Origin of the sequence: Streptomyces sp. NBC_00210, from assembly GCF_045160975.1 — a bacterium.
Lineage (GTDB): Bacteria > Actinomycetota > Actinomycetes > Streptomycetales > Streptomycetaceae > Streptomyces.
In genome coordinates, this window is sequence record NZ_CP108120.1 from 6,214,546 (window position 1) to 6,241,376 (window position 26,831).

Annotated in this window: 23 protein-coding genes; 9 read left to right on the top strand and 14 right to left on the bottom strand. The window is 70.2% G+C overall.

Going from position 1 to position 26,831, the window contains the following annotated elements:
* Nucleotides 1-382 precede the first annotated feature (382 nt).
* The 3 genes from OG729_RS28050 to OG729_RS28060 all read right to left on the bottom strand — a co-directional run bounded on the left by OG729_RS28050 (nucleotide 383) and on the right by OG729_RS28060 (nucleotide 2,570).
* Nucleotides 383-574, bottom strand: coding sequence for a hypothetical protein (locus OG729_RS28050; protein WP_405808609.1), 192 nt, complete (start codon nucleotides 572-574; stop codon nucleotides 383-385).
* A 211-nt stretch (nucleotides 575-785) separates the two neighbouring features.
* Complete coding sequence (locus tag OG729_RS28055; protein WP_405808610.1) at nucleotides 786-1,454, bottom strand: 4'-phosphopantetheinyl transferase; 669 nt, start codon at nucleotides 1,452-1,454, stop codon at nucleotides 786-788.
* Nucleotides 1,455-1,616: 162 nt separating this feature from the next.
* A complete protein-coding gene (locus OG729_RS28060; RefSeq protein WP_405808612.1) occupies nucleotides 1,617-2,570 on the bottom strand; it encodes a DUF389 domain-containing protein in 954 nt (317 codons plus the stop codon).
* Between the two features lie 355 nt (nucleotides 2,571-2,925).
* Between OG729_RS28060 and OG729_RS28065 the strand changes: the two genes are divergently transcribed.
* The 4 genes from OG729_RS28065 to OG729_RS28080 all read left to right on the top strand — a co-directional run bounded on the left by OG729_RS28065 (nucleotide 2,926) and on the right by OG729_RS28080 (nucleotide 8,526).
* On the top strand, nucleotides 2,926-4,746 hold the full coding sequence (locus OG729_RS28065; protein ID WP_405808613.1) for a glycoside hydrolase family 15 protein: 1,821 nt from the start codon (nucleotides 2,926-2,928) through the stop codon (nucleotides 4,744-4,746).
* 3 nt (nucleotides 4,747-4,749) lie between these two features.
* The gene (locus OG729_RS28070; protein ID WP_360876963.1) at nucleotides 4,750-5,694 is read left to right on the top strand and encodes a cyclase family protein; all 945 of its coding nucleotides are present in this window, start codon (nucleotides 4,750-4,752) and stop codon (nucleotides 5,692-5,694) included.
* A 588-nt stretch (nucleotides 5,695-6,282) separates the two neighbouring features.
* A complete protein-coding gene (locus OG729_RS28075; protein WP_360877201.1) occupies nucleotides 6,283-6,768 on the top strand; it encodes a gluconokinase in 486 nt (161 codons plus the stop codon).
* Nucleotides 6,769-6,945: 177 nt separating this feature from the next.
* Nucleotides 6,946-8,526, top strand: a complete 1,581-nt coding sequence (locus tag OG729_RS28080) for a GMC oxidoreductase (protein WP_405808614.1) — start codon at nucleotides 6,946-6,948, stop codon at nucleotides 8,524-8,526.
* A 39-nt stretch (nucleotides 8,527-8,565) separates the two neighbouring features.
* On the opposite strand, the gene OG729_RS28085 is transcribed toward OG729_RS28080, so the two are convergent.
* The 9 genes from OG729_RS28085 to OG729_RS28125 form a co-directional block, all read right to left on the bottom strand.
* Entirely contained in the window at nucleotides 8,566-9,609 is a 1,044-nt protein-coding gene (locus tag OG729_RS28085) for a cytochrome d ubiquinol oxidase subunit II (protein ID WP_405808616.1), read from the bottom strand.
* Nucleotides 9,606-11,090: a cytochrome ubiquinol oxidase subunit I gene (locus OG729_RS28090; RefSeq protein ID WP_405808617.1), complete on the bottom strand. Its 1,485-nt coding sequence runs from the start codon at nucleotides 11,088-11,090 to the stop codon at nucleotides 9,606-9,608. The genes OG729_RS28085 and OG729_RS28090 overlap by 4 nt, the downstream gene beginning before the upstream one ends.
* A 95-nt stretch (nucleotides 11,091-11,185) precedes the next feature.
* Nucleotides 11,186-12,526, bottom strand: a complete 1,341-nt coding sequence (locus OG729_RS28095; RefSeq protein ID WP_405808619.1) for an NAD(P)/FAD-dependent oxidoreductase — start codon at nucleotides 12,524-12,526, stop codon at nucleotides 11,186-11,188.
* A gap of 6 nt (nucleotides 12,527-12,532) precedes the next feature.
* Nucleotides 12,533-13,372 carry an SDR family oxidoreductase gene (locus tag OG729_RS28100; protein ID WP_405811324.1) on the bottom strand — a complete coding sequence of 280 codons (840 nt, stop codon included), beginning with the start codon at nucleotides 13,370-13,372 and terminating at the stop codon, nucleotides 12,533-12,535.
* Nucleotides 13,373-13,576: 204 nt separating this feature from the next.
* Nucleotides 13,577-14,611, bottom strand: a complete 1,035-nt coding sequence (locus tag OG729_RS28105; RefSeq protein ID WP_405808621.1) for a histidinol-phosphate transaminase — start codon at nucleotides 14,609-14,611, stop codon at nucleotides 13,577-13,579.
* Between the two features lie 3 nt (nucleotides 14,612-14,614).
* Nucleotides 14,615-15,634: a 3-oxoacyl-ACP synthase III family protein gene (locus OG729_RS28110; RefSeq protein ID WP_405808623.1), complete on the bottom strand. Its 1,020-nt coding sequence runs from the start codon at nucleotides 15,632-15,634 to the stop codon at nucleotides 14,615-14,617.
* Nucleotides 15,631-16,284 (bottom strand): SRPBCC family protein, encoded by a 654-nt coding sequence (locus OG729_RS28115; RefSeq protein ID WP_360876987.1) that lies wholly within the window; start codon nucleotides 16,282-16,284, stop codon nucleotides 15,631-15,633. The genes OG729_RS28110 and OG729_RS28115 overlap by 4 nt, the downstream gene beginning before the upstream one ends.
* A complete protein-coding gene (locus tag OG729_RS28120; RefSeq protein ID WP_405808625.1) occupies nucleotides 16,256-18,091 on the bottom strand; it encodes a thiamine pyrophosphate-binding protein in 1,836 nt (611 codons plus the stop codon). The genes OG729_RS28115 and OG729_RS28120 overlap by 29 nt, the downstream gene beginning before the upstream one ends.
* Nucleotides 18,088-19,098 carry a GlxA family transcriptional regulator gene (locus tag OG729_RS28125; RefSeq protein WP_360876993.1) on the bottom strand — a complete coding sequence of 337 codons (1,011 nt, stop codon included), beginning with the start codon at nucleotides 19,096-19,098 and terminating at the stop codon, nucleotides 18,088-18,090. Before OG729_RS28125 ends, OG729_RS28120 begins: the two co-directional genes overlap by 4 nt.
* 165 nt (nucleotides 19,099-19,263) lie before the next feature.
* Between OG729_RS28125 and OG729_RS28130 the strand changes: the two genes are divergently transcribed.
* Nucleotides 19,264-20,145, top strand: coding sequence for a 3'-5' exonuclease (locus tag OG729_RS28130; RefSeq protein WP_405808627.1), 882 nt, complete (start codon nucleotides 19,264-19,266; stop codon nucleotides 20,143-20,145).
* Nucleotides 20,146-20,158: 13 nt separating this feature from the next.
* On the opposite strand, the gene OG729_RS28135 is transcribed toward OG729_RS28130, so the two are convergent.
* Nucleotides 20,159-20,545 carry a MazG-like family protein gene (locus tag OG729_RS28135; protein WP_405808629.1) on the bottom strand — a complete coding sequence of 129 codons (387 nt, stop codon included), beginning with the start codon at nucleotides 20,543-20,545 and terminating at the stop codon, nucleotides 20,159-20,161.
* A gap of 43 nt (nucleotides 20,546-20,588) precedes the next feature.
* On the opposite strand from OG729_RS28135, the gene OG729_RS28140 reads away from it, so the two are divergent.
* Nucleotides 20,589-21,602: a hypothetical protein gene (locus OG729_RS28140; protein WP_360876999.1), complete on the top strand. Its 1,014-nt coding sequence runs from the start codon at nucleotides 20,589-20,591 to the stop codon at nucleotides 21,600-21,602.
* 103 nt (nucleotides 21,603-21,705) lie between these two features.
* On the opposite strand, the gene OG729_RS28145 is transcribed toward OG729_RS28140, so the two are convergent.
* On the bottom strand, nucleotides 21,706-22,455 hold the full coding sequence (locus tag OG729_RS28145) for an SDR family oxidoreductase (protein ID WP_360877002.1): 750 nt from the start codon (nucleotides 22,453-22,455) through the stop codon (nucleotides 21,706-21,708).
* 133 nt (nucleotides 22,456-22,588) lie between these two features.
* On the opposite strand from OG729_RS28145, the gene OG729_RS28150 reads away from it, so the two are divergent.
* From OG729_RS28150 to OG729_RS28160, 3 genes are all read left to right on the top strand, one after another.
* The gene (locus OG729_RS28150; RefSeq protein WP_405808631.1) at nucleotides 22,589-24,211 is read left to right on the top strand and encodes an alkaline phosphatase D family protein; all 1,623 of its coding nucleotides are present in this window, start codon (nucleotides 22,589-22,591) and stop codon (nucleotides 24,209-24,211) included.
* A 134-nt stretch (nucleotides 24,212-24,345) separates the two neighbouring features.
* Nucleotides 24,346-25,683 (top strand): multidrug effflux MFS transporter, encoded by a 1,338-nt coding sequence (locus OG729_RS28155; protein WP_405808633.1) that lies wholly within the window; start codon nucleotides 24,346-24,348, stop codon nucleotides 25,681-25,683.
* Between the two features lie 57 nt (nucleotides 25,684-25,740).
* Nucleotides 25,741-26,796, top strand: coding sequence for a small ribosomal subunit Rsm22 family protein (locus OG729_RS28160; RefSeq protein ID WP_405808635.1), 1,056 nt, complete (start codon nucleotides 25,741-25,743; stop codon nucleotides 26,794-26,796).
* Nucleotides 26,797-26,831 lie beyond the last annotated feature (35 nt).

Consider the following 26,831-nt stretch of genomic DNA (forward strand, 5'->3'; position numbering starts at 1 on the left):
AAACAATGCCGCGAATGAAGGACTTATGGGTCCGTCGACGTTGTTGCTTCAACCGCTTTCAGGGTGCTTTAGAATTAAAGTATCGGTCGCCGTGTGACGTCAACGCCGAGGATCTTCGGCGGCGGCGCATGATCGGCGCACATCACGGCCGTGCAAGGAGCGTGACCCGCGCCTTTTGGCTAGATTTTACGGCGGCGCGGCCCGGATCTTCGGGTCCTCGTGATCTAAATCACAATGCCGAGGGCTAGGCTATTGCGTCCTGCGGTGGCAAGCGCCGACGCCCGTGCGCCCGGACCGGAAGGCAAGGATTCAGCCATGCCGACTCGCCTGCATTAGCTCCTTCTTGCTCCGCGGCCGGGCCGCCCAGGAACGCGACGAGCTTTCACGCCGCCGCACAGAGCCCTACGTTCCACCCCGCCAGATGGTTCACACACGAGTAGGCGGGATGGTCGTGGCCCGGGTCGGCGCCCAGATTCACGATCGTCTTGCCGACCTGCTCGGGGGTGAGTGCCGGCCCCGTCCACTTGGTGAAGGCGGCCGCGTCCACCCCTTGCCGCGCGGCGCAGGTGGCCACGTTGTTCGCGCCAAGATCGGGGCCGTAGAGGGATGGGGCAGCACCGAGACGAACGTGAGGCCACGTCCGCCGGAGTGGTGCATTGACGGCCACTCGGTGATCCGGTTTCGAGGCCGTGCGGTGAGTTCGATGGGCAGGACTCTCGTCGGTTTCTGGCTTGTTCGGGTTCAGGCGGGCCTTGGCGAGAAATTCGCCCGCCGGCGCCTGAGACTCACCCCTTCGCGGGTACGGCGATTGCCGTCACGATCAGCCCGTTGCGGACCAGCCAGTTGCCGCTGAACCCCGACAGCCGCGTGCCGTTCACCACGGGGCCGGGGACCAGCAGCCGCGCGGTGAAGCCGCCGCCGACCGGATCGATGCTGATCGCGGCTTCGTCGAAGTCCAGCCAGCGGCCGGTGAGCGGAAACCACGCCTTGTAGACGCTTTCCTTGGCACTGAACAGGAGCCGGTCCCAGCACACTTCGGGCCGGTAGGCCGCCAGCGCGCGCAACCGGCCCCGCTCCTCGGCCAGGGTCACCGACTCCTCCACTCCGTCGTTGGGCAACGGCTGGTTGGGCTCGGCGTCCAGCCCGATCGTCACGAGGTCGGCGGCGTGCGCCACGGCAGCCGCGCGATAGCCCGAACAGTGCGTCATGCTGCCGACGATCCCGTCGGGCCACTGCGGCGCGCCCCCCAGTCCCGGGAGTATCGGGGCGGGAGGGATGCCGATCCGTTGCAGCGCGGTGCGGGCGCAGGCTCGTACGGTGCCGAATTCCCGGCGCCTTGCGTCCACCGATTCGGCTATGAGCGCCTCTTCCTCGGGAAACAACGCGGGCGGATCGACCGGGTCTTGGAAGACCTCGATGGTCACGATCGGCGCGGGCAGTAGATCCTCGATCATGCACGACCGCCGGCTGTCAGGGCCGACGCGGGTATCTGCACCAGCCCGGCTTCGGTGGTACTCGAACTTACCCTGGTGCGGCTGGCTTCCGCTGCCATCCGCCTGTGGACTGCGGGACTTCCTTGTTTGAGTGATGTGCCGCTCCCGGACGGGACGGCGGCTTCATCTGACGGCGGAGCGCCCGCTGCGCCGGCTGATGTACCGCCAGACAGCCCGTTGGAATCTGAGCATCAGCACGCCCACCACGATCAGCAGCACGATGTTGAGCAGGAGTTGGCCCAGGGATCCGCGCGCATCGCTCCAGCTGGAGAACGCGCAGGAGACGCCGATGTCGGCGGCGGCGGGGATGGTGGTGACCGAGATGAAGACGCCGAGCAGCGCACTCGTCCGGGCCTGGGTCAGCGACACGATGCCGACGATGCCGGCCAGGACCGCGACGACGACCGAGAAGACGTTGGGGGCGTCGATCAGCGTGGAGACCGGCCTGATGCCGAGGTCGAACGCCTTGGGCTGAAGGTCGAGGCCCCGGATCGCCCACGAGAACAAGAACGTCACCAGGACGGCCAGCGAGAATCCCGCTGTCAGGGCGAAGAGGCCCTGCCGGATCCTGATGCGGTTGCCACGGTCGATGCCCAGCGCGACGCTGGTGATGGCGCCGTACTCCGGTCCGACGACCATCGCCGCGACGATGAGGATCTGGGAGTTGGTGATGATTCCTACCGCCCCGATAACGCCTGCGATGACCAGGTAGACGTAGAAGCTCGGCAGATAGGTGCCCTCGGCGCGAATGCGTGCTTCGACCTCCTCCCAGACGGGCGCGTGCGCGAGCGCCCCGAGCTGCTGTTGCTCCGCCTCGGCCGCGGTGCCGGAGAAGGCCATCTCGACCGGCTCGATGATGATGGATCCGCGGCGGTCGAGTTCCAGTTCGCGCAGTCCGCGCAGCACGGCGTTGGCCGCACCCGCCAGGATGTCGCACTCGACCGCGTCGCCGTCGGGGTTGCGCGCCAGTTCGGGCAGGACCATCAGGTTGAAGACATAGCGGTCGCCGGCCAGCAGGGCGACGGCCCGAGGAGTGAGATCAGGGGGGCTCACCAGACGGACGTGGATCATCTCCATGCACAACCTCCGTCGCTCGGCCGGCGGCCGCACCGAGGCGCTGCGGTGCCTGTGCACCAGGTCGGGGCCTGCCTGTACCCGGCCGACACCAGCCAGTAACGCCCGCCGGGAGGGCCGTCGGCAAACCGAGTGAGGTACCTCGGCCCTGCGGCCGCGGTCGCTCCGTCCGCACGGCCAGGCCCCGGCTGCGGCGGGCCTGCGGCCGGTCGCCGTTGAGCCGTCCGGGTGCCGGCCCGCGGACCGTCGTCGCCGGCGGCCCTCGGCGTGCGGTCGTCGACCGCTTCCACGTGGCAAGGCCGACTGGGTAGCCGGATAGTGGACGCAGGGGGCCTCTTCGCGAGACTTCGGAGCAGCCATGGACCGCTACCCCCCCATCGCCGAGCACGGCCTGGTGGGCGACCTGCAGACCGCCGCGCTCGTCTCGTCGCAGGGTGTCGTTGACTGGTTCGCCGCTCCCAGGTTCGATTCGCCCAGCATCTTCGCCGCCCTGCTCGACCACGACCGCGGCGGATACATGCGGCTGGCCCCCGAGCACCCCGCTGGGACCTGCAAGCAGCTCTACTACCCCGACACCGCCATCCTGGTAACCCGGTTCATGTCACCGGACGGGGTGGGCGAGGTGGTCGACTTCATGCCCCCGGACCGGACCCGAACTGCCACTGACCGGCACACCCTGGTCCGCGTGGTCCGTGCCGTGCGGGGGACGGTCGACTTCACACTCGAGTGCCGGCCGCGCTTCGACTACGGCCGGGCCGAGCACGAGCTCGAGCTCGGCGAGAACGGCGCCCTGTTCCGGGCCCCGGGGATGGACGGGCACCTGCAGTCCACCTTCCCGCTGGAGCGGGACGGCCAGGACGTACGCGGAACGGTGACGCTGAGCGCCGGCGAGTCCGGCGGCGTCGTGTTCACCGTCTGCGCGTCCGGCGGCGAGGCGCCCGCACCCCTCACGGTCGACGGGGTCACCGCACAGGTCGAGGACACCGGCCTCTTCTGGCAGAACTGGCTGCGCCAGTCCCGCTACCGGGGACGGTGGCCCGAGCTGGTGCACCGCTCGGCCATCACCCTCAAGCTCCTCACCTACGCCCCCACCGGCGCCCTGATCGCGGCGGCCACCATGGGCCTGCCCGAGCAGGTCGGCGGAGAGCGGAACTGGGACTACCGGTTCACCTGGGTACGCGACGGCTCGCTGTCCGTGCGGGTCATGCTGGACCTCGGCTTCGTCGAGGAAGCCACCGCCTTCGTCCACTGGCTGGTGGACAGGTTGCGTGACCGCGAGGGCAAGGAGGAAGAGCCGCTCCAGACGATGTACCGGATCGACGGCAATCCCGACCTGCCGGAGGAGACGCTCGATCACTTCGAGGGCTACCGTGGCTCCTTCCCCGTCCGCATCGGCAACGGCGCCGCCGACCAGCTCCAGCTGGACATCTACGGTGAGGCCCTCTACGCGGTGTCCCAGGGGGCCGGGATCGCGCAGCAGGCCAGTTTCGAGGGATGGCAGTCGCTTACCAGGACGCTGGACTGGTTCGCCGACAACTGGGACCGGCCGGACGAGGGCATCTGGGAGACCCGCGGCGGCCGCCAGGACTTCACCTACAGCCGGGTGATGTCGTGGGTTGCCTTCGACCACGGCCTGCGCCTGGCCGAGCACTTCCGCAGGCCCGCAGACCTGGAGCGGTGGCGCAATGCGAGGGACGCCGTATTCGAGCAAGTCATGGAACGCGGTTGGAGCGAGAAGGAGGGTGCCTTCATCCAGCACTACGACGGCGACGTCCTGGACGCCTCGCTGCTGCTGATGCCCAGGGTCGAGTTCATCGCTCCACGGGCCACGGCCTGGCTCTCCACGCTTGACGCGATGGATCGCAAGCTCGTCTCCGACAGCCTCGTCTACCGCTACGACCCGGCGGCATCGCCGGACGGGCTGCGCGGCTCGGAGGGCACCTTCAGTCTGTGCACCTTCCTCTACGTCGACGCGCTGGCTCGGGCGGGGCGGCTGTCCCAGGCCCGTTACACCTTCGAGAAGATGCAGACCTACGCCAACCACGTCGGGCTGTTCGCCGAGGAGGTCGGTCCGAGCGGGGAGCAACTGGGCAACTTCCCCCAGGCGTTCACCCACCTGTCCCTGATCATGGCCGCCATCACCCTCGACGAGGCGCTCGACGCGGAGAACGGGCGCTGACCCATGGTCGCGCACGCCCGTCCGGCAGGACCGCCGCGGCTGACCGCGGCCGAGTTCGACGTGCTGTACCGGCGCCTGGTCTCGCGCGCCGCCTGGGCCAGGGGCGACCGGGGTGCTCTGGCCGCACTCACTCCCGCCCGTGTGCTGGCCGCCACCCGCGAGGTGCGGACCGGGCGGACGGTCACGCTGGCCGCGCCGGTGGAGACGCTGCCCGGTCCGGACAATCCGGAGCCCGCGAGGCATCGGATGAGCGGGCAGCCCGAGGAAGACACCTCGAGCGGGCTCCACTTCGCGATGGACAGCTTCGCAATGAACGTGCACGGTGACGCCGACAGCCACATCGACGCCCTGTGCCACGTGATCTACGACGGCACGCTGCACGGCGGCGTGGCCGCGAGCAGCGTCAAGGCGGACGGCGCCACGGCGCTCTCCATCGAGACGGCTCGCGACGGGATCGTCGGACGCGGCGTGCTGCTGGACATCCCGCGGCTGCGCGGCGTGCCGTGGCTCGAACCGGGTGATCACGTGACCGCCGACGACCTCACGGCGGCGGAGAGCGCCCAGCACGTCCGCGTGACCGAGGGCGACCTCCTGTTCGTCCGGGTCGGCCACCGCCGACGCCGTGGCGAGCTGGGCGCGTGGCACGCGGCGGACGCGCGCGCGGGGCTCCATCCGTCAGCGCTGGAGTTCCTGGCGGAGCGGCGGGTCGCTGTGCTCGGCGGCGACGGCAACAACGACACCGCCCCGAGTTCCACCGAGGGTGTCGACTTCCCCGTGCATGTGCTGGCGGTCCACGCCATGGGCCTTCATCTGCTGGACTACCTGCAGTTCGAGGATCTGGTACCGGTCTGCGAGGCGGAGGGGCGCTGGTCGTTCCTCTGCGTGATCGCCCCGCTGCGGCTCCCGGACGCCACCGGCTCACCGGTCAACCCGATCGCCGTCCTCTGAGGTCTCCGGCCCGGATCCAGGTCAGGGCTTGCGGGGCAGCACGATGTTCTCCAGCGGCTCCCCGGCCAGATAGCGCAGCAGCTGGGTGCGGATCAGCCGCAGCGCCCGGGGCAGAAAGGCCGAGCTGTTGCCTCCGGCAGGAGGGCTGATCAGCGGGCGAGGAACCGCGCGTCGACCAGTCGACGGGTGTCCTGGGTGAGCGGAACGGTGAGCAGCACGATGTCGGCGCGGGGCCGGGCGGAGCGCCGGTACCGTCCCACACCGCGACGGGCAGACCCTCGGGCAGGCCGCCGACCCGCGAAGCCGGGTACGGGAGCAGAAACCGGGCGGCGCTCGGATCGGCGGGACGGTCCATGGGGCTCATGGGCCGAATCCAGGCCCTGTCCGGCCGACCAGCAGGTTCCCTCGATCTCGTCGTCGGACATCACCTAAGGTACGGCCGAGAGGGTGTTCAGGCCTGCCGTCACACAGCGGGTCTGGAGCCTGCCGGGGCTCGTAGGGTCCCGTGCTGTCGGCCGGCGTCGTACAGGCGCCCCTCGGAGGAACGTCGTGCGAACAACTTCCCCGGTGCCCACGGTCGTTGTGGTCATGGGTGTATCCGGTTCGGGGAAGTCCACCGTGGGTGGACTGCTCGCGCAGCGGCTCATGGTGCCCTTTCTGGAGGCGGACGACGTTCACCCGGCCGCGAACCGCGCCAAGATGGCCGCGGGCCGTCCACTCGACGACGAGGATCGCCGGCCGTGGCTGCTGTCCCTCGCCGACTGGATCCGGGAGGTGACCGACTCCGGCCAGGGCGGGGTGATGGCGTGCTCGGCTCTCAAGCACGAATACCGAGACCTGCTCCGTAGGGCAGGCGCCCGTGTGTGGTTCCTGCACCTGGCGCTCGACCGGGCGACCGCCGACCGACGGGTCGCCGGACGCATTGGCCATTTCATGCCGGCCCGGCTGGTGGACTCCCAGTACGCCACCCTCGAACCGCTGCGACCGGACGAGCCCGGGCTGACCGTCGACGCGGAAGCCGACCTGCAGGCCATCGTCGACCAGGCGGCGAACGCCGTGCGGGCGATCCGGTGAATGCGCACCTGTTCGGCTCCCGTCGGGTCGCCGCTCCCGAGACCGCCCGATAGCTTCGGAACCGGCACCGAACGTCCCGGCAGCGCGGATGCGCGTCCGGCACGGTGCAGTACAGGGGCCCTTTCGGGCCGTCGCTACGGCCAGGACAGCCAACGACTCCTAGAACGGGACCTTCGCATGGCCGACGATCACCACTACGACGTCATCGTCATCGGTACGGGAGCGGGCGGCGGTACGCTCGCCCATCGGCTGGCCCCCACCGGCAAGCGGGTCCTGATCCTGGAGCGCGGCGACTACCTGCCGCGGGAGCGGGACAACTGGGAATCCACCGCCGTCTTCGTCAAGGGCAAGTACCGTGCCCCCGAGTTCTGGTACGACAAGCACGGCAACGAGTTCCCGCCGGAGGTGAACTACTACGTCGGGGGCAACACCAAGTTCTACGGCGCCGCGCTCTTCCGGCTCCGGCCCGAGGACTTCGGCGAGCTGCGCCACCACGACGGCATCTCACCCGCCTGGCCGATCCGCTACGAGGATCTGGAGCCGTACTACACGGAGGCCGAGCAGCTCTACCTGGTGCACGGGCGGCATGGCGAGGACCCCACCGAAGGTCCGGCCAGCGGCCCGTATCCACACCCCCCGGTGGAGCACGAGCCGCGCATCCAGCAGCTCAGCGACGACCTGGAGAAGCAGGGACTGCACCCCTTCCACCTGCCCATCGGCGTGAACCTCACCCAGGACGAGAACGGCCGGGCCACCCATTCCAGCGTCTGCATCCGCTGCGACCGGGTCGACGGCTTCCCCTGCCTGATGGGCGCCAAGTCCGACGCGCAGGTGATCTGTGTCGATCCGGCACTGAAGCACGGCAATGTCACGATGGTGACGGGCGCCAACGTGCGACGCCTGGAGACCGACCCGACCGGACGCACCGTCACCAGGGTCGTCGCCGAGCTCGGGAACGGAACGACCGAGGGATTCAGCGCCGACATCGTGGTGGTCGCCTGCGGCGCGGTCAACTCGGCCGCCCTGCTGCTCCGTTCGGCCAACGACAAGCACCCCGGCGGCCTGGCCAACAGCTCGGACGTGGTGGGACGCCACTACATGCGGCACAACAACCTGGCGCTGATGGCGGTGTCGAAGGAACCGAACCCCACCAGGTTCCAGAAGACCCTTGCGCTGCACGACTGGTATCTGGGAGCGGACGACTGGGACTTCCCGCTCGGCGGGATCCAGATGCTCGGCAAGTCGGACGCCGACCAGATCCACGGCGAGGCGCCACGCTGGGCCGGCGCGGTCTCGCCCGACATGCCGTTCGAGATGCTGGCGCACCATGCCGTCGACTTCTGGCTGTGCGGGGAGGATCTCCCGCTGCCCGAGAACCGCGTCACCCTCGACAAGGACGACGACATCCACCTGGCCCTCGACGAGAAGAACAACATCGCCGGGCTGAAGCGCCTCCAGCACAAACTGCAGGGAATGCTGAGCCACCTGGGCATGCACGAGCACCATCTGCTGTCACACAGCATCTATCTGCACAAGGGCATGCCGATCGGGGCCACCGCGCACCAGGCCGGCACCGTCCGGTTCGGCGACGACCCGAACAGCTCCGCCCTGGACGTCAACTGCAAGGCCCACGACCTCGACAACCTCTACGTCGTGGACACAAGCTTCTTCCCGAGCATCGGCGCAGTGAACCCGTCGCTGACCGCCATCGCCAACGCCTTGCGGGTCGGCGACCACATCGCCGCCCGGCTGCGCTGACGGGGTGTCGCACGCAGCGACGGAGCAGGCGGAGCGCCGCTAAAGGTGGTCCCCGGGTGTTCTGGCGGCCCGGGTGTCGGCGTCGGTGAGCGGCTCCAGCTCACCCATGGTGTCGAGCCGGTAGAGCAGCACCAGCGCCGGGCCGACCAGCACGATCGAGATGACCATGACGATCCCCAGCCAGCGCAGGGTGTGAGCAGCGCCGGCCGCGTCGGCCACCGTCAGCGAGGTGGGCAGCAGGTAGGGCCGCTGCGCAAAGCCCCAGGCGCCGACGGTCAGGGCGACGCTCGCCACCGAGGTGTAGCGGGACCAGCCGTAGGACCGGCGCAGCAGAAGCAGCACCGTGGCCAGACCGCAGACTGCGGCCAGCACGATCAGCAGCAGGCCCCAGCCCCCGGTGAGGCCCTCCCAGACGTACCGGGCGTCGTTGTGGGTGACGGGCAGGCCGATGAGTGCGAGGACGACGACGGCGCAGAAGGCGAGCAGCGCCCGCCGTCGGAAGTAGTCCACGAGGTCGTCGGCGCCGAACCGCAGGGCGTCGGAGCAGAGGAACACCGCCCCGAGGAACGCGGTGGCGGCGATGGCCAGCAGACCCACGAGGACGGAGGTTCCATTGGCCCAGGCGTCCGCGGAGGCGGTCGTGCCGACCTTGACCCGACCGGAGGCGATGCCGCCGAGCACCGCCCCGAGGAAGAACGGGGTGAGCAGCGATGAGATGGCAAACATCGCACCGTAGACCCGCCGTTGGGCCAGCCGTCGGGACGGCTTGCGCAGGGCGAATCCGGCGCCGCGGAGCACCAGTCCCACGGCCGCCAGGGCGAGCGGCAGCCACAGCGCGGCGAAGACGGCCTGGAACATCGTCGGGAAGCCTGTCCACATGATGATCAGCACGAAGATCAACCAGACGTTGTTGACCTCCCAGACCGGTGCCATGGCGTGGTCGATGAGCCAGCGGGGCCGCTGGCCCCGCTCCGCTCCTCCGGCCATGAGGTCCCAGAAGCCCGCGCCGTAGTCGGTGCCCCCGGCACAGGCGTAGGCGGCGATCGCGAGCACCATGACCCAGGCGATGAGATCGGCCATCATGACGCACCGCCAGAGGTGCGGTCGGACCCGCCACCGGGCGCGGCCCCGGCAGTTGTGGGCTCGGGCTCGCTTCTGGGCCCGTAGGGGGTGTCGGTCTCAGGGGGAAGTGCGGCGCGCGCGGTGGCTGCGCCCTCGTCGGCGATGCGCCAGCGAGTACGCATCTTCAGGACGATCGCGAGGAACGAGCCGAAGACGGCCACGTACACGACCATGACGATGCCGAGCATCGCCCACAGCGATCCGGCCCGGGTGGGGGTCACCGCCTCCGAGACCCTCATGTGGTTGTAGACGATCCAGGGCTGGCGGCCGACCTCCGTGGTGATCCAGCCGCACTCCACGGTGACCAGGCACGCGACTCCCGCGATTGCGGCGCAGCGGAAGAACCAGCGGCTGCGAGGCAGGTCCCGATGTCGCAGCCAGGACCAGGCGTACCAGAGCGCGAGCAGGATGAGCACGCTGCCGATGGTGACCATGATGTCGAAGGCCCAGTGGGCGATGGTGGCCTGAGTCGCCGTCGGGCGGTCGCTCGCGGCGACCGACGACAGGCCCGTCACCTTGGTGTCGGGGCTGAATCCGGCGAGGATCGAGTCCAGTTGGGGGATCTTGAGCCCGCCGGAGATCGTCCCGTCGGGATGCAGACGCCCGAACATGTACTCCGGTACGTGGGTGTCGGTCTTCCAGACGATCTCCGTGGCGGCGAACTTGATCGGCTGCTTGTGGAAGACGGCCCGGGCAGCGGAGTCGCCGAGCATGAACTGGACCGGTGTGAGGATTGCGGCAACGGTGAACGGCAGCGTGAAGCCGAGCCGGTGGTAGCGGTCGCGGCGCCCGCGCAGCCAGCCGACCGCGTACACGCCGGCGACCACGTAGCCGGCGGTCAGGAACATCGCGACCACGAAGTGCCAGTACTCCGGGCCGAAGATCGGTGTGAAGACCGCCTGCCGCACGTCGACGTCGACGGGATTGCCCTGGGCGTCGAGGCGGAACCCCTGGGGGGTGTTCATCCAGGAGTTGGCCGCGATGATGCCGAACGCCCCCATCAGGGCGGCCAGCGGCAGCGGTACGGCCAGCCAGAAGTGCGTCCAGGGCTTGAGCCGGCGCCAGCCGTAGAGGTAGATCGCGATCAGGACGGCCTCCAGGAAGAACGCCCAGGCCTCGACGCCGAACCCGAGGCCGAAGACGTCGCCCCAGCGGCCCATCATGCCGGGCCACAGCAGGCCGAGCTCGAAGGACAGCACGGTGCCGGTGACGACGCCGATGGCGAACTGGACAGCCATCACCGCCGACCAGCGCCGCGCGAGCTGAAGGGCGACGGCGTCGTTGCGGCGCAGCGCCCGGTGGTGCATCAGCAAGGTGATGAACGGCAGCGCCACGCCGAACGGGACCAGCAGGATGTGCGAGGCCAGGGTGAAGGCCATCAGCTCGCGAGCCGGCAGGAGTTGGGGCGGGGTGTTCGCCAGAAGGGCCGCTGTGCTGAGCATGTGCGCCTCGATGGTCTGCCCCGCGGGGGGCGGGGGGTGAGGAACGGCAGGGTGCGAAGGGATGGCGGCCAGGAGGTGTTGGCCGGGCGCCGTGGTCAGGGAGGCGGCACGGGCGCCTTCTGCCCGGGCGCCCGGCCGGCCGGCGCTTCGGCGTCGGACGAGGTGAAGGCGCGCTCGCGTCGCGAGTTGGTGGCGAAGGCGACGGACCAGCTGAGCACCGCTCCCAGCCTGCTGCGGAATCCGGTGAGAAAGGCCAGGTGGATGAAGAGCCAGGCGAGCCAGCCGATCGCGCCCGACAGGTGCAGCGCGCCGGCCTTGACGACGGCCCGGCCGCGGGAGATGTAGGCGGCGCTGCCGAGGTCCAGGTACTTGAAGGGCTTCGGCTGCTTCGCCCTGCCCTCCACCGCGTGGCGCACGACCCGGCCGGCGTATGCGCCCGACTGCATGGCGACCTCGGCCAGGCCCGGCAGCTTGTTCAGGCTCATCACGTCGCCCGTGACGCGGATCTCCGGGTGGCCGGGGACGGTGAGGTCGGGTGCGACGACGATGCGTCCGGCCCGGTCCTGGGTGGCGCCGGTTGCCCGGGCCAGCGCGGCGGCGAAGGGCGGCGCCTCGACCCCGGCTGTCCACAGCACGGTGCGTGCTTCGAACCGGGTGGTCGCACCGTCCTGGTCTTGTACCGTCAGGCCCCGCGCGTCGACATCGGTGACCTTCGTGCCCAGGTGGAGCTCCACGCCGAGGCTTTGCAGGGTTCGGGCCGCGCGATGGGCCAGTGGGCGGCCGAACGCGCCCAGCACCTCGTCGGAGCCCTCGAAGAGCAGCACCCGGGCCTGGGCGGAGTCGATCGTCTGGAACTCCCGGTCGAGCGTGTGGCCGGCGATCTCCCTGATCTGTCCGGCGAGTTCGACACCGGTCGGCCCGCCGCCGACGAGCGCGAAGGTGAGCCACTGCTGCCGTTCCCGGGCGTCTGCGGCCGTTTCGGCCATCTCGAACGCCTGGTAGATCCGTCGGCGGATGTCCAGCGCGTCGTTCAGGGTCTTCATGCCGGGGGCGTGCGCGGCGAACTCGTCGTGCCCGAAGTAGGACTGGCGCATGCCGACTCCGACGATCAGATCGTCGTAGGGCAGCTCGACAGCCCCGCCGTCGGGTCGCCGGGCGTGGACCAGCCGGGCTTCGACATCCACGTCGGTGGCCTCAGCGAGCAGGCAGCTCACGTTGTGGTGGCGTCGCAGGACCGCGCGGAGCGGTTGCGCGATCTGGCCCTCGGACAGGATGCCGGAGGCGCACTGGTAGAGCAGCGGCTGGAAGAGGTGGTGGGCACGGCGGTCGACCATGGTCACGGCGACCGGAGACCGGCGTAGGGCGCGGGCGGCGAACAGCCCGGCGAACCCCCCGCCGAGGATCACCACCCGGCGGGGCTGGACGTGATCCTGCATCGGAGATCAGCCTCCGGTGGCGAAGCCGGGGAAGAGCGTCATTCCGCCGTCGACGTAGAGCGTGCTGCCGACGACGTAGTCGAGCAGGTCGGACGAGATGGCGACGACGGCGTTGGCGATGTCGTCCGGGTCGCCCACGCGGCGGTACGGGATGAGGCGCAGCAGGTCGGCCTCGGCCTCGGGGGTGGACCAGGCGTCGCGGTTGATCGGTGTGCGGATGGCGCCGGGTGCGATCGCGTTGACCCTGATCCGCTGGGGGGCCAGTTCCTGGGCGAGGGTCTGCATCAGCATGCCCACACCACCCTTGGAGGAGGCGTAGTTCACGTGCCCCGACCACGGGATGATCTGGTGGACCGAGCTCATGCAGATGATCTTCCCGGCCGACCGGGACACCTCAGCCACCACACCGCGCCGCACGAACTCCTTGGCGGCCTCGCGCGCGCAGAGGAACTGGCCGGTCAGGTTGACGTCGATGACCTTCTGCCACTGGGCGAGCGTCATGTCCAGCACGGCCGCGTCCCGCTGAAGGCCCGCGTTGGCCACCATGATGTCGATGGTGCCGAACTCCTCGACCATCCGCGCCACCATGGCGACCACCTGGTCCTCGTCGGACACGTCGGCCTCATGGGCGTAGGCGCGGACCCCGAAGTCCTTGATCTGCCCCACGACCTTCTCGGCCTCGTCCCCACCGACGACGTAGTTCACCACTACGTCCGCTCCGGCCCGGCCCAGGGCAACGGCGGTCGCCATGCCGATACCCGAGTTGGCACCGGTCACCAGCGCCTTCTGGCCCCTGAGGAGCTGCGCAGACGTCGTCCCGCGGTTCTCGTCGACACTTCCTGCCACCACGATCTCTCCTTCGGCGTTTCGGACGGCACGCACGCCGAGAACGGGCGACGCGCATGAGGAGGGCCGGGAGCCGGCCGGCCGCCAGGACAGACACAGGAGCCGTCGCCTGCCCGGCGCCCCGACCCAAGCACCCTGCGCCGCGGGCGGGACAGACCGGCGCGCCACGCAGCCGTATTCGGCTGGGCATGTCACACAGTCGGGCTACGAGCGTGCTGCGAGCCGCCGTACTGGGTTGGCGCCACGGCCCACCCCCGCCAGCGCGGCGAGCACGGCGTCATTGGCCGCCCGGCTGCCGACCGTGAGCCGGATTCCCTCGCCGGGGTAGTACCGGGCCGCCACGCCGTCGGCGGTGAGCGCGGCCGCGCAGGCCTCGATCGGGTCGGGGGCGGTGAGCCAGAGGGAGTTGGCGTGGCTCGGGCGTATGTGCAGGCCGAGGCCGAGGAGTTCGCAGCGCAGTCGTTCGCGTTCGGCGACGACGGTGTCCACGCGTCGGCGCAACTCGTCGTCGGCACGCAGCGAGGCCTCCACTGCCGCCGTTGCCACCGCGTTGATGCCGAACGGCAGCTGCTGCCGGCGGATCCGGGCCACCAGGTCGGGGCTGCCGAGCCCGTAGCCGACCCGCAGGGCCGCCAGACCGTACGCCTTGGAGAAGGTGCGCAGGACCAGCAGGTTCGGCTGCGCGCCCAGGAGCGCGGGGGAATCCGGCAGATCGGTGTCGCGGGCGAACTCGATGTACGCCTCGTCGAGCAGCACGGTGACATGTTCGGGAACCTGCCGCAGGAACGCGGACAGCGCGTCCGCGGTGATCAGGCTTCCGGTGGGGTTGTGCGGATTGCACAGCACCACGACGCGGGCGCGGCCGTCGAGCACCGCAAGCAGGGCGGCAAGGTCCTGGCGGCCGTCCGGCAGCAGCGGTACGGGAACCGGCTGGGCGCCGACCATGGTAGTGAGCAAGGGATAGGCGTCGAAGGTGCGCCAGGCGTAGGCCACCGTGTCGCCGCGCCGGACCACCGCCTGCAGCAACTGCAGCGCCACGCCCACCGATCCGCTGCCGACCGCAACACGGTCAGGGGCCACCCCGCACCAGTCGGCGATCCGCTCGGTGAGCAGGTCCGGGTGGAACTGCGGGTACCGGTTGGCCTGCGCGACGGCACGCCGCATCGCCTTGCGTACCGACGGCAGCGGCGGGTACGGGCTCTCGTTCAGGGCCAGCCGGTGCAGTACGGGGATGTCCATCGGTCAGCCCCGCTCGCCGTGCCAGCGGATGGCGACCGCACCGGCGAAGTCGCCGGCGTGGGCGAATCCCCCCAGCACCACCAGGTCGCCGTCCTGGACCTGCCGCGAACTGATGGCGCGGTCCAAGGTGATCGGGATCGCTGCTCCGAAGAGATTCCCGCATTGATCGAATGTGTGCAGATGCCGTTCGGCAGGCAATTGCAGCGCTTCTCGCCAGTTCCGCAGGAACGTGCGGTTGGGCTGGTTGGTGATGAGTACGTCGATCTCGGTGGTCGCCACTCCGAGCCGCCCGCACAGGTCCGTGACCACCTCCGGCACCAGACGGTTCCCGCGTGCCAGCACCTTGGCGACGCTGGCGTCGGTGAACCCGATCCGCAGCTGGGACTCTCCTGGCTCCCAGTACTTGCGGCCGTCGTCGACCGCCACGGTCATGTCACCGGCGTACTCGCCGATGTGCCGGGTCTCCACGTCCAGCACCGGCGTTTCGGCCGACGTCGTCACGTATCCCACGCCGCAGCCGTCGCCGGGGATCGCGGCCTGGGCGAGCCTGCGCACCTCGGACTGGGTGAACCACTGGCCGGCCGCGCTCTGTGCGTTGCAGATCAGGGCGGTCTTCGCATCGGTGGTGGTGAGCAGCCGGCGGGCCAGTTTGAGCATGTACACGAATGACGCGCAGCCCGCGTTGGCCACGTCGATCAGCCATTCCGGGCGCAGGCCGAGCCGGCGTGCCACTTCGGTGCCCGCGCCCACGAACGGCAGGTCCGGCAGCTGGCTGTGCACCAACAGCACATCCACGTTGCGGATCTCGTCCCTGCCGTGCCGCTCGATCAGGGGCTGTACGGCGCGCTCGACCATGTCCGCGTTGGTCTCGTCCGCGGCCACGTGGTGCCGTAACGGCGGGATCCTGAACATGGGGTGGTCGCGGAGCTTGTCCTCGGCTCCGGGGTACGCGGTGTAGAACTCCGCGGGGACCGGCTCACCGGGGAGGTAGCTTGCGACATCGGTGAGGCTGACCGTGTTCACCTCACCACCGCCGTCGCGGGCGGCACACCTATGGGCAGGCCGCCACGATGGCGGTGCTCCAGGATCGCCTTGAGGTTCTGCATCTCCACGGTGTGGCCCGCGTAGAACAGATCCCAGTAGTCGCCCACCCACGGCCGGTCCGGGCGGGGCGCCAGCTCGGGGTGCGGGTTGTCGTCGTAGTACGGGTGCTTGCAGTTGGTCCAGGTGATCATCGACCCCGGCCTGTCGAGCACCAGCCGGGCCGGGACGACGCGCATCAGGTAGATCATCCACAGCTTGTCGCCCTGGTCCCAGGAGCAGTGGTAATCCACCGTCATGGCCTCGGGGTTGGCCACCACCTTGCAGTAGATCGTGGTGTCGTCCTCCAGCCGGTCGTGGCCGACCCACAGCCCCGGGGTGCCGGCAGGCGCGAAGTCACGCAGGCTGCAGGTCCACTCCTCCAGGTGGTGGCCCTGGCGCAAATAGTCGTAGGCCTGCTCCGGCGGGCAGTCGACGTGCTCGTGGATGGTGCAGTACTGCCCGTAGACCTGGTGGTGCGGGTAGACCGCGTGGGTGAGGTCCATGCAGTGGGCGGCCAGCTCCTCCTTGCCGGTGTTCTCGATCCGCATCAAGCCGGGGATGTCAGCCAACGTGGACGGGTCCGCGCTCATCAAAGCTCTCCTCGCTCTCGGTGCTTTCGGCGTTCTCGGCGTTCGTGGTGCTTGCGTTGGTGTGCTCGGTGCTTGCGGTGAAGGACAGGAAGGGAAGGAACGGCGGAATCTCCCGCGCGTCGCAGTCCAGCGCGACGAACGCCGGACCGCTGCCCGCGTTGCCGCGCAGCAACGCCCGGCGCAACTGCGCACCGTCCCCCGCCCAGGTGGCGTCGAGGGCCGGGAAGGCGGCGGCCACCCCGGCGGCGATGTCGGTCCGGGCGAACAGGTCGTCGCTGCGGACGCCGCCCTGGATGAGCTCTTCGCGGACGGCGCACATGGCGTGGGCGTTGTTGTTGAAGATCACGAAGGTCACTGGTGCGGCGTACTCGACGGCGGTGTGCACTTCCATCCCGTGCATGAAGAACGCTCCGTCGCCCGCGAGTACGTAGGTGCGTCGGCCCGTGGCGAGCGCGGCGCCGATGCCGGCTCCGAAGGTGTAGCCCATGCCGCCCATGCCGACCGCCACCACAAAGCGGCCGTGGCGCGGTGCGGGAAGCAGATGGACCGCGCTGGCGCCCGCGTTGCCGGCGTCCACGAAGACGTGCGCGTCCTGGGGGAGTGCCGCCTCGACCGCGGCGACCGCCTCGGCGTAGGAGAGGGTTCCAGCACCGGCCTGCGGAACGGGAGTCGGTGCAGGCGTCGGCAGCGGACCGGCGTGCTCCGGGCAGGGAAGGGGGCGCGACGGGAGCCGGTCGGCCACTGCCCGCAGCGCGTCCCGCAGGTTCCCGCTCAGCGCGATGCCGGCCACGAAGGGTGGTTCGGGATCGATGCAGACGACCGGCGTGGCGGCCAGAGCCCGGTCAAGACCGCCGCGTGCCAGTAACGGCAGGCGGGTGCCGACCAGCAGGCACAAGTCGGCCCGCCGCAGGCAGCCTTCGACGTTGGCATGCCCCATCACCCCGGCCACACCTGCGAACCGGATGGCCCGGTTGTCGAACACGTCCTTGGCGTCCGGGGTGACCGCGACCCAGGCGCCGAGCCGCCGGGCGAGCTCCGCCAGTTCCGGGCGGGCATCCGCGGCGGCCACCCCTTCACCGGCGATGACGAGGACACGGCTCGCGCCGCGAAGCGCGGCCGACGCGGCGTCCAGGGCCTCGAGCCCTGGCGCCGACGCGCTCGGCGTCGGCACGTTCGGCGTCGGCACGCTCGGCGTCGACGCGGTCCGCGTCGTCGGCCCGCCGCGGACGGGTAACGCGACCTGCGCCTGCTGTACGTCCTTGGGCAGCAGCAGCACCGCCGGCCCCTTTGGATCGGCCTGTGCCGCCGCGATCGCCCGGGGCAGCAACTCCGCGAGCGAGTCCGCGTCGTCGACCCGGGCGCAGAACCGGGAGACGGGCGTGAACACATCCCGGGCGTCGAAGGAGCCCGCCTTGCCGCTGGAGTCCTGGAACGCCCCATGGCCCTCCTGGCCGGTGGGCGGCTGTCCCACGAGCGCCAGCACCGGCACCCGCGAGGCATACGCCTCCGCCAGGCCCGGCACAAGATTCATCGCACCGCCGCCCGACGTGGCCGCGACAACGCCGATGCGCCTGGTGGCACGCGCGTATCCGTCGGCCATGGTGACGGCGGAGAACTCGTGTTTGGCGACGACGCCGCGGATGGTGCCGGCGTGGTGGACGGCGTCGTACAGGTCCTCGATGTTCGCACCGCCGACGCCGAACATATGGGTGACGCCGGCCCTGGTCAGCTCTGCGGCCAGGTAGTCGACAAGGCGTACCGCGCCTTCCTCGGGAATCTCGAGCGTTGTGTCCGTAATGGCGGTCATGCGGAGCTCCTGTCCGCTTGGTCGGGCTGGACGATGAGGCCGGACGGCGACACGACCTGAAAGCGGTGCCGGTACTCGTTCGGGGTGAGCCCGAGGGCTCGTCCGAAGCATCTGAAGAACGTCTCGGGGGCTCCGAATCCACAGCGGCGCGCTACCTGGCTGGCCGTCAGATCGGTGGTCTCCAGCAGCTCGCGGGCGCGGGCGATGCGCGTCTGCTCGACATACTGGCCAGGGGTCGTGCCCACCTCGCGCCGGAACACTCGGGCGAAATTGCGCAGGCTCATGTTGGCCCGCTGGGCGATCTCGGCCACGGGCAGCGGGTCCTGAAGGTTGTCCAGGATCCACTCCTGCGCGGTCCGGATCGGCGCGTGATCGGCCAACTGCGCGTCGAGGACGGCGCTGAACTGCGATTGTCCGCCGTGCCGCTTGAGGAACAGCACCAGAAACCGTGCCACCTCCAGCGCGAGCGCCGCGCCGTGGTCGGCCTCCACCAGAGCGAGCGCCATGTCGATGCCGGTCGACACTCCCGCCGAGGTGACGAACCGGCCGTCCCAGACGAAGATCGGCTCGGGGTCCACCGTCACGTCCGGGTAGCGGCAGGCCATCTCCTCGCTGTACGCCCAGTGCGTGGTGGCGCGCCGCCCGTCGAGCAGGCCCGCCTCGGCCAGCAGAAAGGATCCGCCGCATACGGAAGCGACTCTCCGCGACCGGGCGGCTGCCCGGCCGATCCACGAGATCAGGGCAGGGTCCGCCAGCGCGTCCTTCAGGCCCCATCCCCCCGGGACGAGGAAGGTGTCGATCGGGCCCTGCCCCGCCTCCAGCGGCGCGGCTTCGATCATCACCCCCGAGCTGGTCCGCACCAGTGGCGCATCGACGGAGACGAACTCGATCCGGTAGGCCGACTCCTGGAGCAGCCGGTTGACGGTATCGAACACTTCAATGGGTCCGGTGATGTCCAGGGCCTGCGCACCGGAGTACACCACCACCACAACTCGTCGCTCTAACACGGTCACAGCCTGTATTCGACGGCGAACTGGCCGCAATGACAGCTTGCTGACGAATACGGCCAACGGGCGGTCGCCGACGGCTGGAGAGCGGCGCTGATCAGGCAGTTCGTGCGCCTGACTGGCAGGCTTGGGTGAGGTAGGTCACAGCGGACCCGAGGACGCCCCGTGAACGCAACCATCCGGACCAACCAGTACGAGGGCTCCTGCCTCGTATGCGGCGGGATCGTGCCTGCCGGTCAGGGGATTCTGCTGCCCGGCACACACGGGGGCTGGGAGGTCTACCACCCCGAGCATGCGCGCGAACCCGCTCCGCCGCCCCGCGGCAGACACCCGGGCTGGCACCGCCGCCGTCTCATGGCCGTGGACATCGCGACAACAGGCAACCGCACCGGCATCGACCGGATTCTCGCCGTGGCGGTGCGCACCACCGACGGCCAGAACCGTGACTGGCTGATCGACCCGGGGCCGGGACTCGCCGTCGATCCGGGGAAGACCCACGGCATCACCCTGGACCGGGCATGCGCTGACGGCGTTCCGGCGCCCGGGGCACTGGAGGAGCTTGCCGCGCATCTCGCCGAATATCTGGCGACGAAGGACCCGCTGGTTGTCTGGCACGCTCCGTACGTACTTACCTTCCTCGAGTCCGAACTGCTGCGCCATGGGCTGCGAGTGCTGTCCGAGCGTCGCCCCGCAGGGCTGTTTCCGATCTGCGATCCGCTCATCCTGGACCGGCATGTTGATCGTTTCCGATCAGGCGGCCGTGCGTTGGAGACGGTCGCCCAGTGGTACGGAGTACCCCACGACCGCCCTGGAAAGCCCGGCAGCGACGCGGAAGCCGCTCTTGTGCTGGCGCAGGTCCTCGGCGCGTGTCATGCGTCGGTCGGCAGGCTGTCCCGGCCTGCGCTGCACTATGAGCAAGTACGGTGGCGAGAGGAACAGGCGCGTGAGGCGGAAGAGTTCGATCCGTCGAGAAAACGGGATCACCGCTGGCCGCTGGGCACGGTCGAGGCGCTGCCCTGGGAGCCTCCCGCGGCCGACGGGCCTTAGCTCACGAGGATCCTCATGACGTGGCGTTCGACGTCCCGTTCAGGGAGCGCTCCGCCACGCCCCCCATATGCGACGCGAAGACCTGTGGGGCGTCGGGGGTGAGCGTGCGCAGTGCCACCATCGCCGTGATGATCACGTCGCACAGCTCCGACTCGACGTCCTGCCAGCTGTGCGTCGTGCCCTTGCGCGGGTTCTGGCCCGTCGCTCCGATGATGGCCTGCGCGACCTCGCCGACCTCCTCCGTCAGCTTCAACATCCGTAGCAGCACCTCCTGTTGGGGTGGCAGTTCGCTCTCCGCCTCGAGCCATCCGTGCAGGCGGTCGACCGTGTCCCAGATGGGGTCCATGGTGTCCATTGGGTCCATCGTGCGGTCCAGGGTGGGGTTCATGCTGGCGTTCATGGGGTGATCCATAACGGAAGCCTGTCCTGTGTAGGGTTCCCGGATGATATTCGGAGCTGACACATTCGCCGGTGCCGTCGCGGAGTTCGAGGCATCGGTGCAGACCCGGGACGGGGAGCGTTCGGAGCGGGCGTTCACCCAGATGCGGCAGACCTTCGGGCAGGCGGGGGCGGACGAGGTGGCACAGGCGGCGCCGCGGCTCGCCGCGCTCCTCGGCGAAGTGCCCCCGGGGCCGCGGGCCGTCGCCGCCGTCGTGGTCGGCGCCTGTGTCGAGCGTGGGGCCGATCCCGTGCCCTGTGCGCCCGGATTGTTCGCGGTCGTACGGGACGCCTTCGAGGCCGCCGCCCAGTTCTGCGAGCGCTGGGCCCAGAACGGCGGCGGGGACCTCCCGGACCCCGAACAGACCGAGCTCACCGACGACATCATCGACCGGGTCGGCTACGCGACCGCCCTCAGCTGGTGGACGCTCCAGCAGTTCCAGATGGCGGCCCTCGCGCTGCTCACCAACAAGGCGGTACGGCAACAGCTCGGCGGCAAGGGCGAGTTGCTGGCGCTGGTCGAGCGGGCAGACGAGGCGACGGAGGGCGGGTACAAGGGGCTCTCGTACGCGCTGCGCGTGCTCGACGACGAGCCGCTGGTGGTCCTGCACCGGGAGAGCCGTACGGGATACGCCCTGCGGATGACCGGCATCGGTGACAACTTCCAGCTGCACACCCTGCTCGCCGGCGCCCTCATCGGTGGGCTGCACATCCCGGGCGAGAGCCCGTCCGCGGAGGCGATCGCCGTGTGCCGGGACGCCGAGGGGCAGGCCCCCACCACGGGCTCGTTCAATCTGGTCGCACCCGACGGAGGCTGGATCTGGAACGAGGGCACGCCCTCCGACATCCCCGTCGTCGACGGCGTACGGCTGCTGGTGCTCGACCCTCCGCCGTATCAGCGCGGCTGGCCGGCCGGGCGGTACTTCCCCAATATGCCCGGCAACCTGGTCATGGAGCGGGTGCTCGGGGCGGGGGAGACCGCCGGGTGGTTCGCGCAGGTGGCCGACGCCAAGGGGTGACGGGCGGTCAGTGCGGGGGGTCGGGCCCGCGGGCTCCGGCCGGGCGGCTCGGCCGGAGCCCATGCAGGGCCGGTCCGCGTCCCCGGGTGGACCGGGCAGCAGCTCAGCCGCGGCCGATGTACGGCATCGACGTTGCCATCACCGTTGCGAACTGCACATTCGCCTCCAGTGGCAGCTCAGCCATATGGAGCACCGTCCGGGCCACGTCCGCCGCGTCCATCACCGGCTCCACCACGACCTCCCCGTTCGCCTGCAGGATCCCCGCCTGCATTCGCTGTGTCATCTCCGTCGCCGCGTTGCCGATGTCGATCTGGCCGCAGGCGATCCCGTACGCCCTGCCGTCCAGCGACAGGGACTTCGTCAGGCCCGTCATCGCGTGCTTCGTCGAGGTGTACGGCGCCGAGTGCGGGCGGGGCACATGGGCCGAGATCGAGCCGTTGTTGATGATCCGACCGCCCTGCGGGGACTGGGTCTTCATCGTGCGAAAAGCCGCCTGCGCGCACAGGAACGCGCCCGTCAGATTGACGTCCACCACCGCGCGCCAGTCCTCGTAGGAGATGTCCTCGAAGGGAACCCGGGGGCCGGACGTACCAGCGTTGTTGAACAGTAGGCCAATTCGGCCGTGGCGCTCACGCGCGGTGGCGAACAGCGTGGTGACATCCGTCGGTGACGTCACATCAGTGGGGACGCACAGCACGTCCCCACCCGCCAGCGACGCCGTTTCCTCCAGTGCCTCGGCGCGCCGCCCCGCCAGAACCACCGACCAGCCCGCACCCGCCAGCGTCAGCGCGACGCTGCGGCCGATGCCCGAACCCGCGCCCGTCACCACCGCAATCTTTGCAACAGCGTTCATGGACGCGCAGCGTAACCCCGTACCTGTACGCGGAACTCATCCGACCGACATACGGATGTTGTGTACTCGACAACGCGGAGTCGTCGGCCCCTACTCAAATGCGAAGGGACAACACCCGTCAGGGGAGGGGCACATGAGAACCGCATCGCACGCACCCGAGCTGCGCGCCGCCGCCCAGCACATCGGCCGCCGCAGGTTTCTCACCGTCACCGGCGCCGCCGCCGCGCTCGCCTTCGCCGTCAATCTGCCCGGAACCGCCCACGCCGCCGAGCTCGACCCCAAGAAGATCACCGAGGACCCCTTCACCCTCGGCGTCGCATCCGGAGACCCGCAGCCCGGATCCATTCTGCTGTGGACCCGCCTCGCGACCCGTCCGTACGAGCCCGACAGCGGACTGCCCCGAGCCAGGATTCCGCTGCGCTGGGAGATCGCCCATGACTCCGGCTTCTCCCGCATCGCCAGGCGCGGATCCGTCACCGCCCACCCGGAGTTCCACCACAGCGTGCACGTCACGGTGACGGGGCTCGACAACGACCGGCCGTACTACTACCGCTTCCGCGCGGGGACGTGGATCAGTCCCACCGGCCGCACCCGCACCGCTCCCGCCCGCTCGGCCCGCATCAGCGAGCTGAAGCTCGCGGCCGTGTCCTGCCAGGCGTACCACGACGGTTACTTCACCGCGTACAAGCACCTCGCCGAGGAAGAGCTCGACGCCGTCTTCCACCTCGGCGACTATCTGTACGAATACGCCGTGAACGCCGTCGGCGGTGCGCGCGCCTACACCGACCGGCGCCTGCCCGCCCACTTCAACCAGGAGACCGTCACGCTCGAGGACTACCGGCTGCGCTACGGCCTCTACAAGTCGGACCCCGATCTCAAGGACGCGCACGCCGCGCACCCCTTCGTCCTCACCTGGGACGACCACGAGACCGAGAACAACTACGCGGGTGACATCCCCGAGAACGACGTGCCGCCGGAGGAGTTCCTGCTACGCCGGGCCGCCGCCTACCGCGCGTACTGGGAGAACCAGCCGCTGCGCAGGCCCCAGCGGCCCGATGGCCCCGACATGCAGCTCTACCGCAGGCTGCACTTCGGTCGGCTCGCGCAGTTCGACATCCTCGACACCCGCCAGTACCGCTCCGACCAGGCGTACGGCGACGGCTGGCAGGTCCCGGGCCCGGAGTCCGAGGACCCGGCGCGCACGCTGACCGGTGCCGGGCAGGAGCGCTGGCTGCTCGACGGGTGGAAGAACTCCCGCGCCCGCTGGAACGTGGTGCCCCAGCAGGTCACCTTCGCCCAGCGGCGCGATGTCCCCACCGGCACCTTCAAGTTGAGCATGGACGCCTGGGACGGTTACGCCGCCTCGCGGGAGCGGGTCCTCGCGGGCGCCGCGGCGGCCGGCATCGAGAACCTGATGGTCCTCACCGGCGATGTGCACGTCGGCTACGGCTTCGACCTGAAGAAGGACTTCAACGACCCGGCGTCCCGCACCATCGGCACCGAGATCGTCGCCACCTCCATCAGCAGCGGCAAGGACGGCTCCGACAAGCCCGCCAACTGGGACAACCTCACCAAGGCCAACCCGCACCTGAAGTTCTACAACGGCCGGCGCGGTTATGTGACCGTCACCCTCGGCGAGCAGCAGGCGCGCGCCGACTTCAAGACGGTCGGCGCCGTCACCAAGCCGGGCGCGCCGATCACCACGGCCGCGTCGTTCGTGACGGAGGCGGGTAACCCCGGCCTCGAGCCGGTCTAGCTTCGTCCGGGAGCGGACGCCGATGTGGTCCCGTACCGCGTCGGCGTCCGCGTGCGCCCCGCCCCAGCGACGCCGAACCGATCCGCGAATGCCTTCTGAGAGCATGGGGCGGGATTCAAGGACATGGAGACGCAATGCCGAAGCCGGACAGCGGCCAGGGAAGCACAGAAGGACACATACCGGCCGCCGCCGCGGTACCTCTTGCGGAAGCCGCGCCGCCCGCCGCCCAGGCACCCGCGTCCGCACCCGCACCCGTCGCTGCAGCCCGCCGCGTCGGCTTTCTGGTCACGCTCGTGCTCGGCGGGCTCACCGCACTCCCGCCGCTTTCCATGGACATGTACCTCCCGGCCCTGCCCGCGGTCACCAGATCGCTCGGCGCACCGGCCGCGACCGTACAGCTGACGCTGACCGCATGCCTGGCGGGCATGGCCCTCGGTCAGCTGGTCGTCGGCCCGATGAGCGACAGATGGGGACGCCGCCGGCCGCTGCTCATCGGCATGATCGTGTACGTCGCCGCCACCGCGACCTGCGCCCTGGCACCCACCGCCGAGCTGCTGATCGGCTTCCGGCTGCTCCAGGGACTCGCGGGCGCGGCCGGCATCGTCATCGCGCGGGCCGTGGTCCGCGACCTCTACGACGGCGTGGAGATGGCCCGGTTCTTCTCCACGCTGATGCTGATCTCCGGCGTCGCGCCGATCATCGCTCCGCTGATCGGCGGCCAGGTGCTGCGGATCACCCAGTGGCGCGGCATCTTCGTCGTCCTGACCGGCGTCGGCATCCTGCTCACGCTGGTCGTGGCGAAGTGGCTGCACGAGACCCTGCCCCGCGAGAAGCGGCACAGCGGCGGCGTCGGCGAGGCACTGCGCACCATGCGCGGGCTGCTCGCCGACCGGGTCTTCACCGGCTACACGCTCACCGGCGGGCTCGCCTTCGCCGCGCTCTTCGCGTACATCTCCGCCTCGCCCTTCGTGGTGCAGGAGATCTACGGCGCGTCCCCGCAGACCTTCAGCCTGCTCTTCGGCGTCAACTCCGTCGGGCTGATCACGGTCGGCCAGATCAACGGCAAGGTGCTGGTGGGGCGGGTCAGTCTGGACAAGGCGCTGGGCTTCGGGCTCGCGGTGATCACGCTGGCCGCTACCGCGCTGCTGCTGATGACGGCGGGCGTCTTCGGGAGGGTGGGGCTGCTCCCCGTTGCGGCAGGTCTCTTTGTGCTGATGTCCGCGATGGGTCTGGCCATGCCCAACACCAACGCCCTGGCCCTGATGCGCACCCCGCACGCCGCGGGCTCCGCGTCCGCGCTGATCGGCACGTCCGCGTTCCTGATAGGCGCGGTCGCCTCACCGCTCGTCGGGATCGCGGGCGAGGCGACGGCCGTCCCGATGGCGGTGGTCCAACTGACCTGCGCCCTGGGCTCGTTGGGCTGCTTCCTGGGTCTGTGCCGCCCCTGGCGGCGGCCCGCCGAGGCGCTCTGAAGATCCCGACGCCCGCGGCCTGCGCCCGCGGCAGCCGCACATGGCTAGAATTTGTCGGTGAACGCCACACTCCCCACCGCGGAAGCCCTGCGCAGCGCCCTTGCCGGGCTGCTCGACGGGCTGCCGCCCACACAGGCCGCGCGGGCCGTCGAACGGCTGATCGCGAACTACCGCGGGGCGACCCCGACCGACGCGCCGGTGCTGCGGGACCGTTCCGATGTCGCCGCGTATGCCGCGTACCGGATGCCCGCGACCTTCGAGGCGGTACGGGCGGCGCTCGCCGGTCTGCGGGCCGCAGCTCCCGGGTGGACCCCGGCCACGCACACCGACATCGGCGGCGGCACGGGCGCGGCGAGCTGGGCGGTCGCGGAGGCGTGGGAGTCGGCGGAAGGGGCGTCGGGGTCCGGTGAAGAGGCGTCGGGGTCCGGGGAAGCCGGGGGCCCGCGCACGACCGTGCTCGACTGGGCCGAGCCGGCGCTGGCGCTGGGCCGTGAACTGGCCGCCGCCTCGGGAGTGCCCGCCCTGCGTGCCGCACAGTGGCAGCGCTCACGGATCAGCGCGGCGCTCCGTATCGAGAGCACTGATCTCGTCACGGTGTCGTACGTCCTCAAGGAGCTCACCGCCGAGGACCGCGCGGCCGTCGTCACCGAGTCGGCCCGCGCGGCCCAGGCGGTCGTGATCGTCGAGCCCGGCACCCCCGACGGCTACGCCCGTGTCATCGAGGCCCGCGACCGCCTGATCGCGGCGGGCCTGCGGGTGGCCGCGCCCTGCCCGCACAGCGCCGCCTGCCCCATCGAGCCCGGTACGGACTGGTGCCACTTCGCGACCCGGGTCAGCCGCTCCTCGCTGCACCGCCAGGTGAAGGGCGGCTCACTGCCGTACGAGGACGAGAAGTTCAGCTATGTCGCGGCGGTCCGCTTCCCGCCCCACCCGGCCCCGTCCCGGGTCACCCGCAAGCCCCAGATCCGCAAGGGCCTGGTCCTGCTCGACCTGTGCACACAGTCCGAGGGCCTGCGCCGCGACACGGTCACCAAGCGCCGGGGCGCGCTGTACCGCGACGCCCGTGACGCGGCGTGGGGCGACGCGTGGCCGCCGGAGCCGGTGGAGGACTGACCTCTCCGGCCGTGCGGCGCGAAGCTGCCGCCGCC

Coding starts and splice junctions, on each gene's coding strand:
- OG729_RS28120 (WP_405808625.1), bottom strand. CDS start 18,091: ATGACCGCCATTACGGACACAACGCTCGAGATTCCCGAGGAAGGCGCG.
- OG729_RS28105 (WP_405808621.1), bottom strand. CDS start 14,611: ATGGACATCCCCGTACTGCACCGGCTGGCCCTGAACGAGAGCCCGTAC.
- OG729_RS28090 (WP_405808617.1), bottom strand. CDS start 11,090: ATGCTCAGCACAGCGGCCCTTCTGGCGAACACCCCGCCCCAACTCCTG.
- OG729_RS28070 (WP_360876963.1), top strand. CDS start 4,750: ATGGTCGCGCACGCCCGTCCGGCAGGACCGCCGCGGCTGACCGCGGCC.
- OG729_RS28135 (WP_405808629.1), bottom strand. CDS start 20,545: ATGAACGCCAGCATGAACCCCACCCTGGACCGCACGATGGACCCAATG.
- OG729_RS28085 (WP_405808616.1), bottom strand. CDS start 9,609: ATGATGGCCGATCTCATCGCCTGGGTCATGGTGCTCGCGATCGCCGCC.
- OG729_RS28065 (WP_405808613.1), top strand. CDS start 2,926: ATGGACCGCTACCCCCCCATCGCCGAGCACGGCCTGGTGGGCGACCTG.
- OG729_RS28080 (WP_405808614.1), top strand. CDS start 6,946: ATGGCCGACGATCACCACTACGACGTCATCGTCATCGGTACGGGAGCG.
- OG729_RS28075 (WP_360877201.1), top strand. CDS start 6,283: ATGGGTGTATCCGGTTCGGGGAAGTCCACCGTGGGTGGACTGCTCGCG.
- OG729_RS28055 (WP_405808610.1), bottom strand. CDS start 1,454: ATGATCGAGGATCTACTGCCCGCGCCGATCGTGACCATCGAGGTCTTC.
- OG729_RS28145 (WP_360877002.1), bottom strand. CDS start 22,455: ATGAACGCTGTTGCAAAGATTGCGGTGGTGACGGGCGCGGGTTCGGGC.
- OG729_RS28140 (WP_360876999.1), top strand. CDS start 20,589: ATGATATTCGGAGCTGACACATTCGCCGGTGCCGTCGCGGAGTTCGAG.
- OG729_RS28095 (WP_405808619.1), bottom strand. CDS start 12,526: ATGCAGGATCACGTCCAGCCCCGCCGGGTGGTGATCCTCGGCGGGGGG.
- OG729_RS28155 (WP_405808633.1), top strand. CDS start 24,346: ATGCCGAAGCCGGACAGCGGCCAGGGAAGCACAGAAGGACACATACCG.
- OG729_RS28150 (WP_405808631.1), top strand. CDS start 22,589: ATGAGAACCGCATCGCACGCACCCGAGCTGCGCGCCGCCGCCCAGCAC.
- OG729_RS28115 (WP_360876987.1), bottom strand. CDS start 16,284: ATGAGCGCGGACCCGTCCACGTTGGCTGACATCCCCGGCTTGATGCGG.
- OG729_RS28060 (WP_405808612.1), bottom strand. CDS start 2,570: ATGGAGATGATCCACGTCCGTCTGGTGAGCCCCCCTGATCTCACTCCT.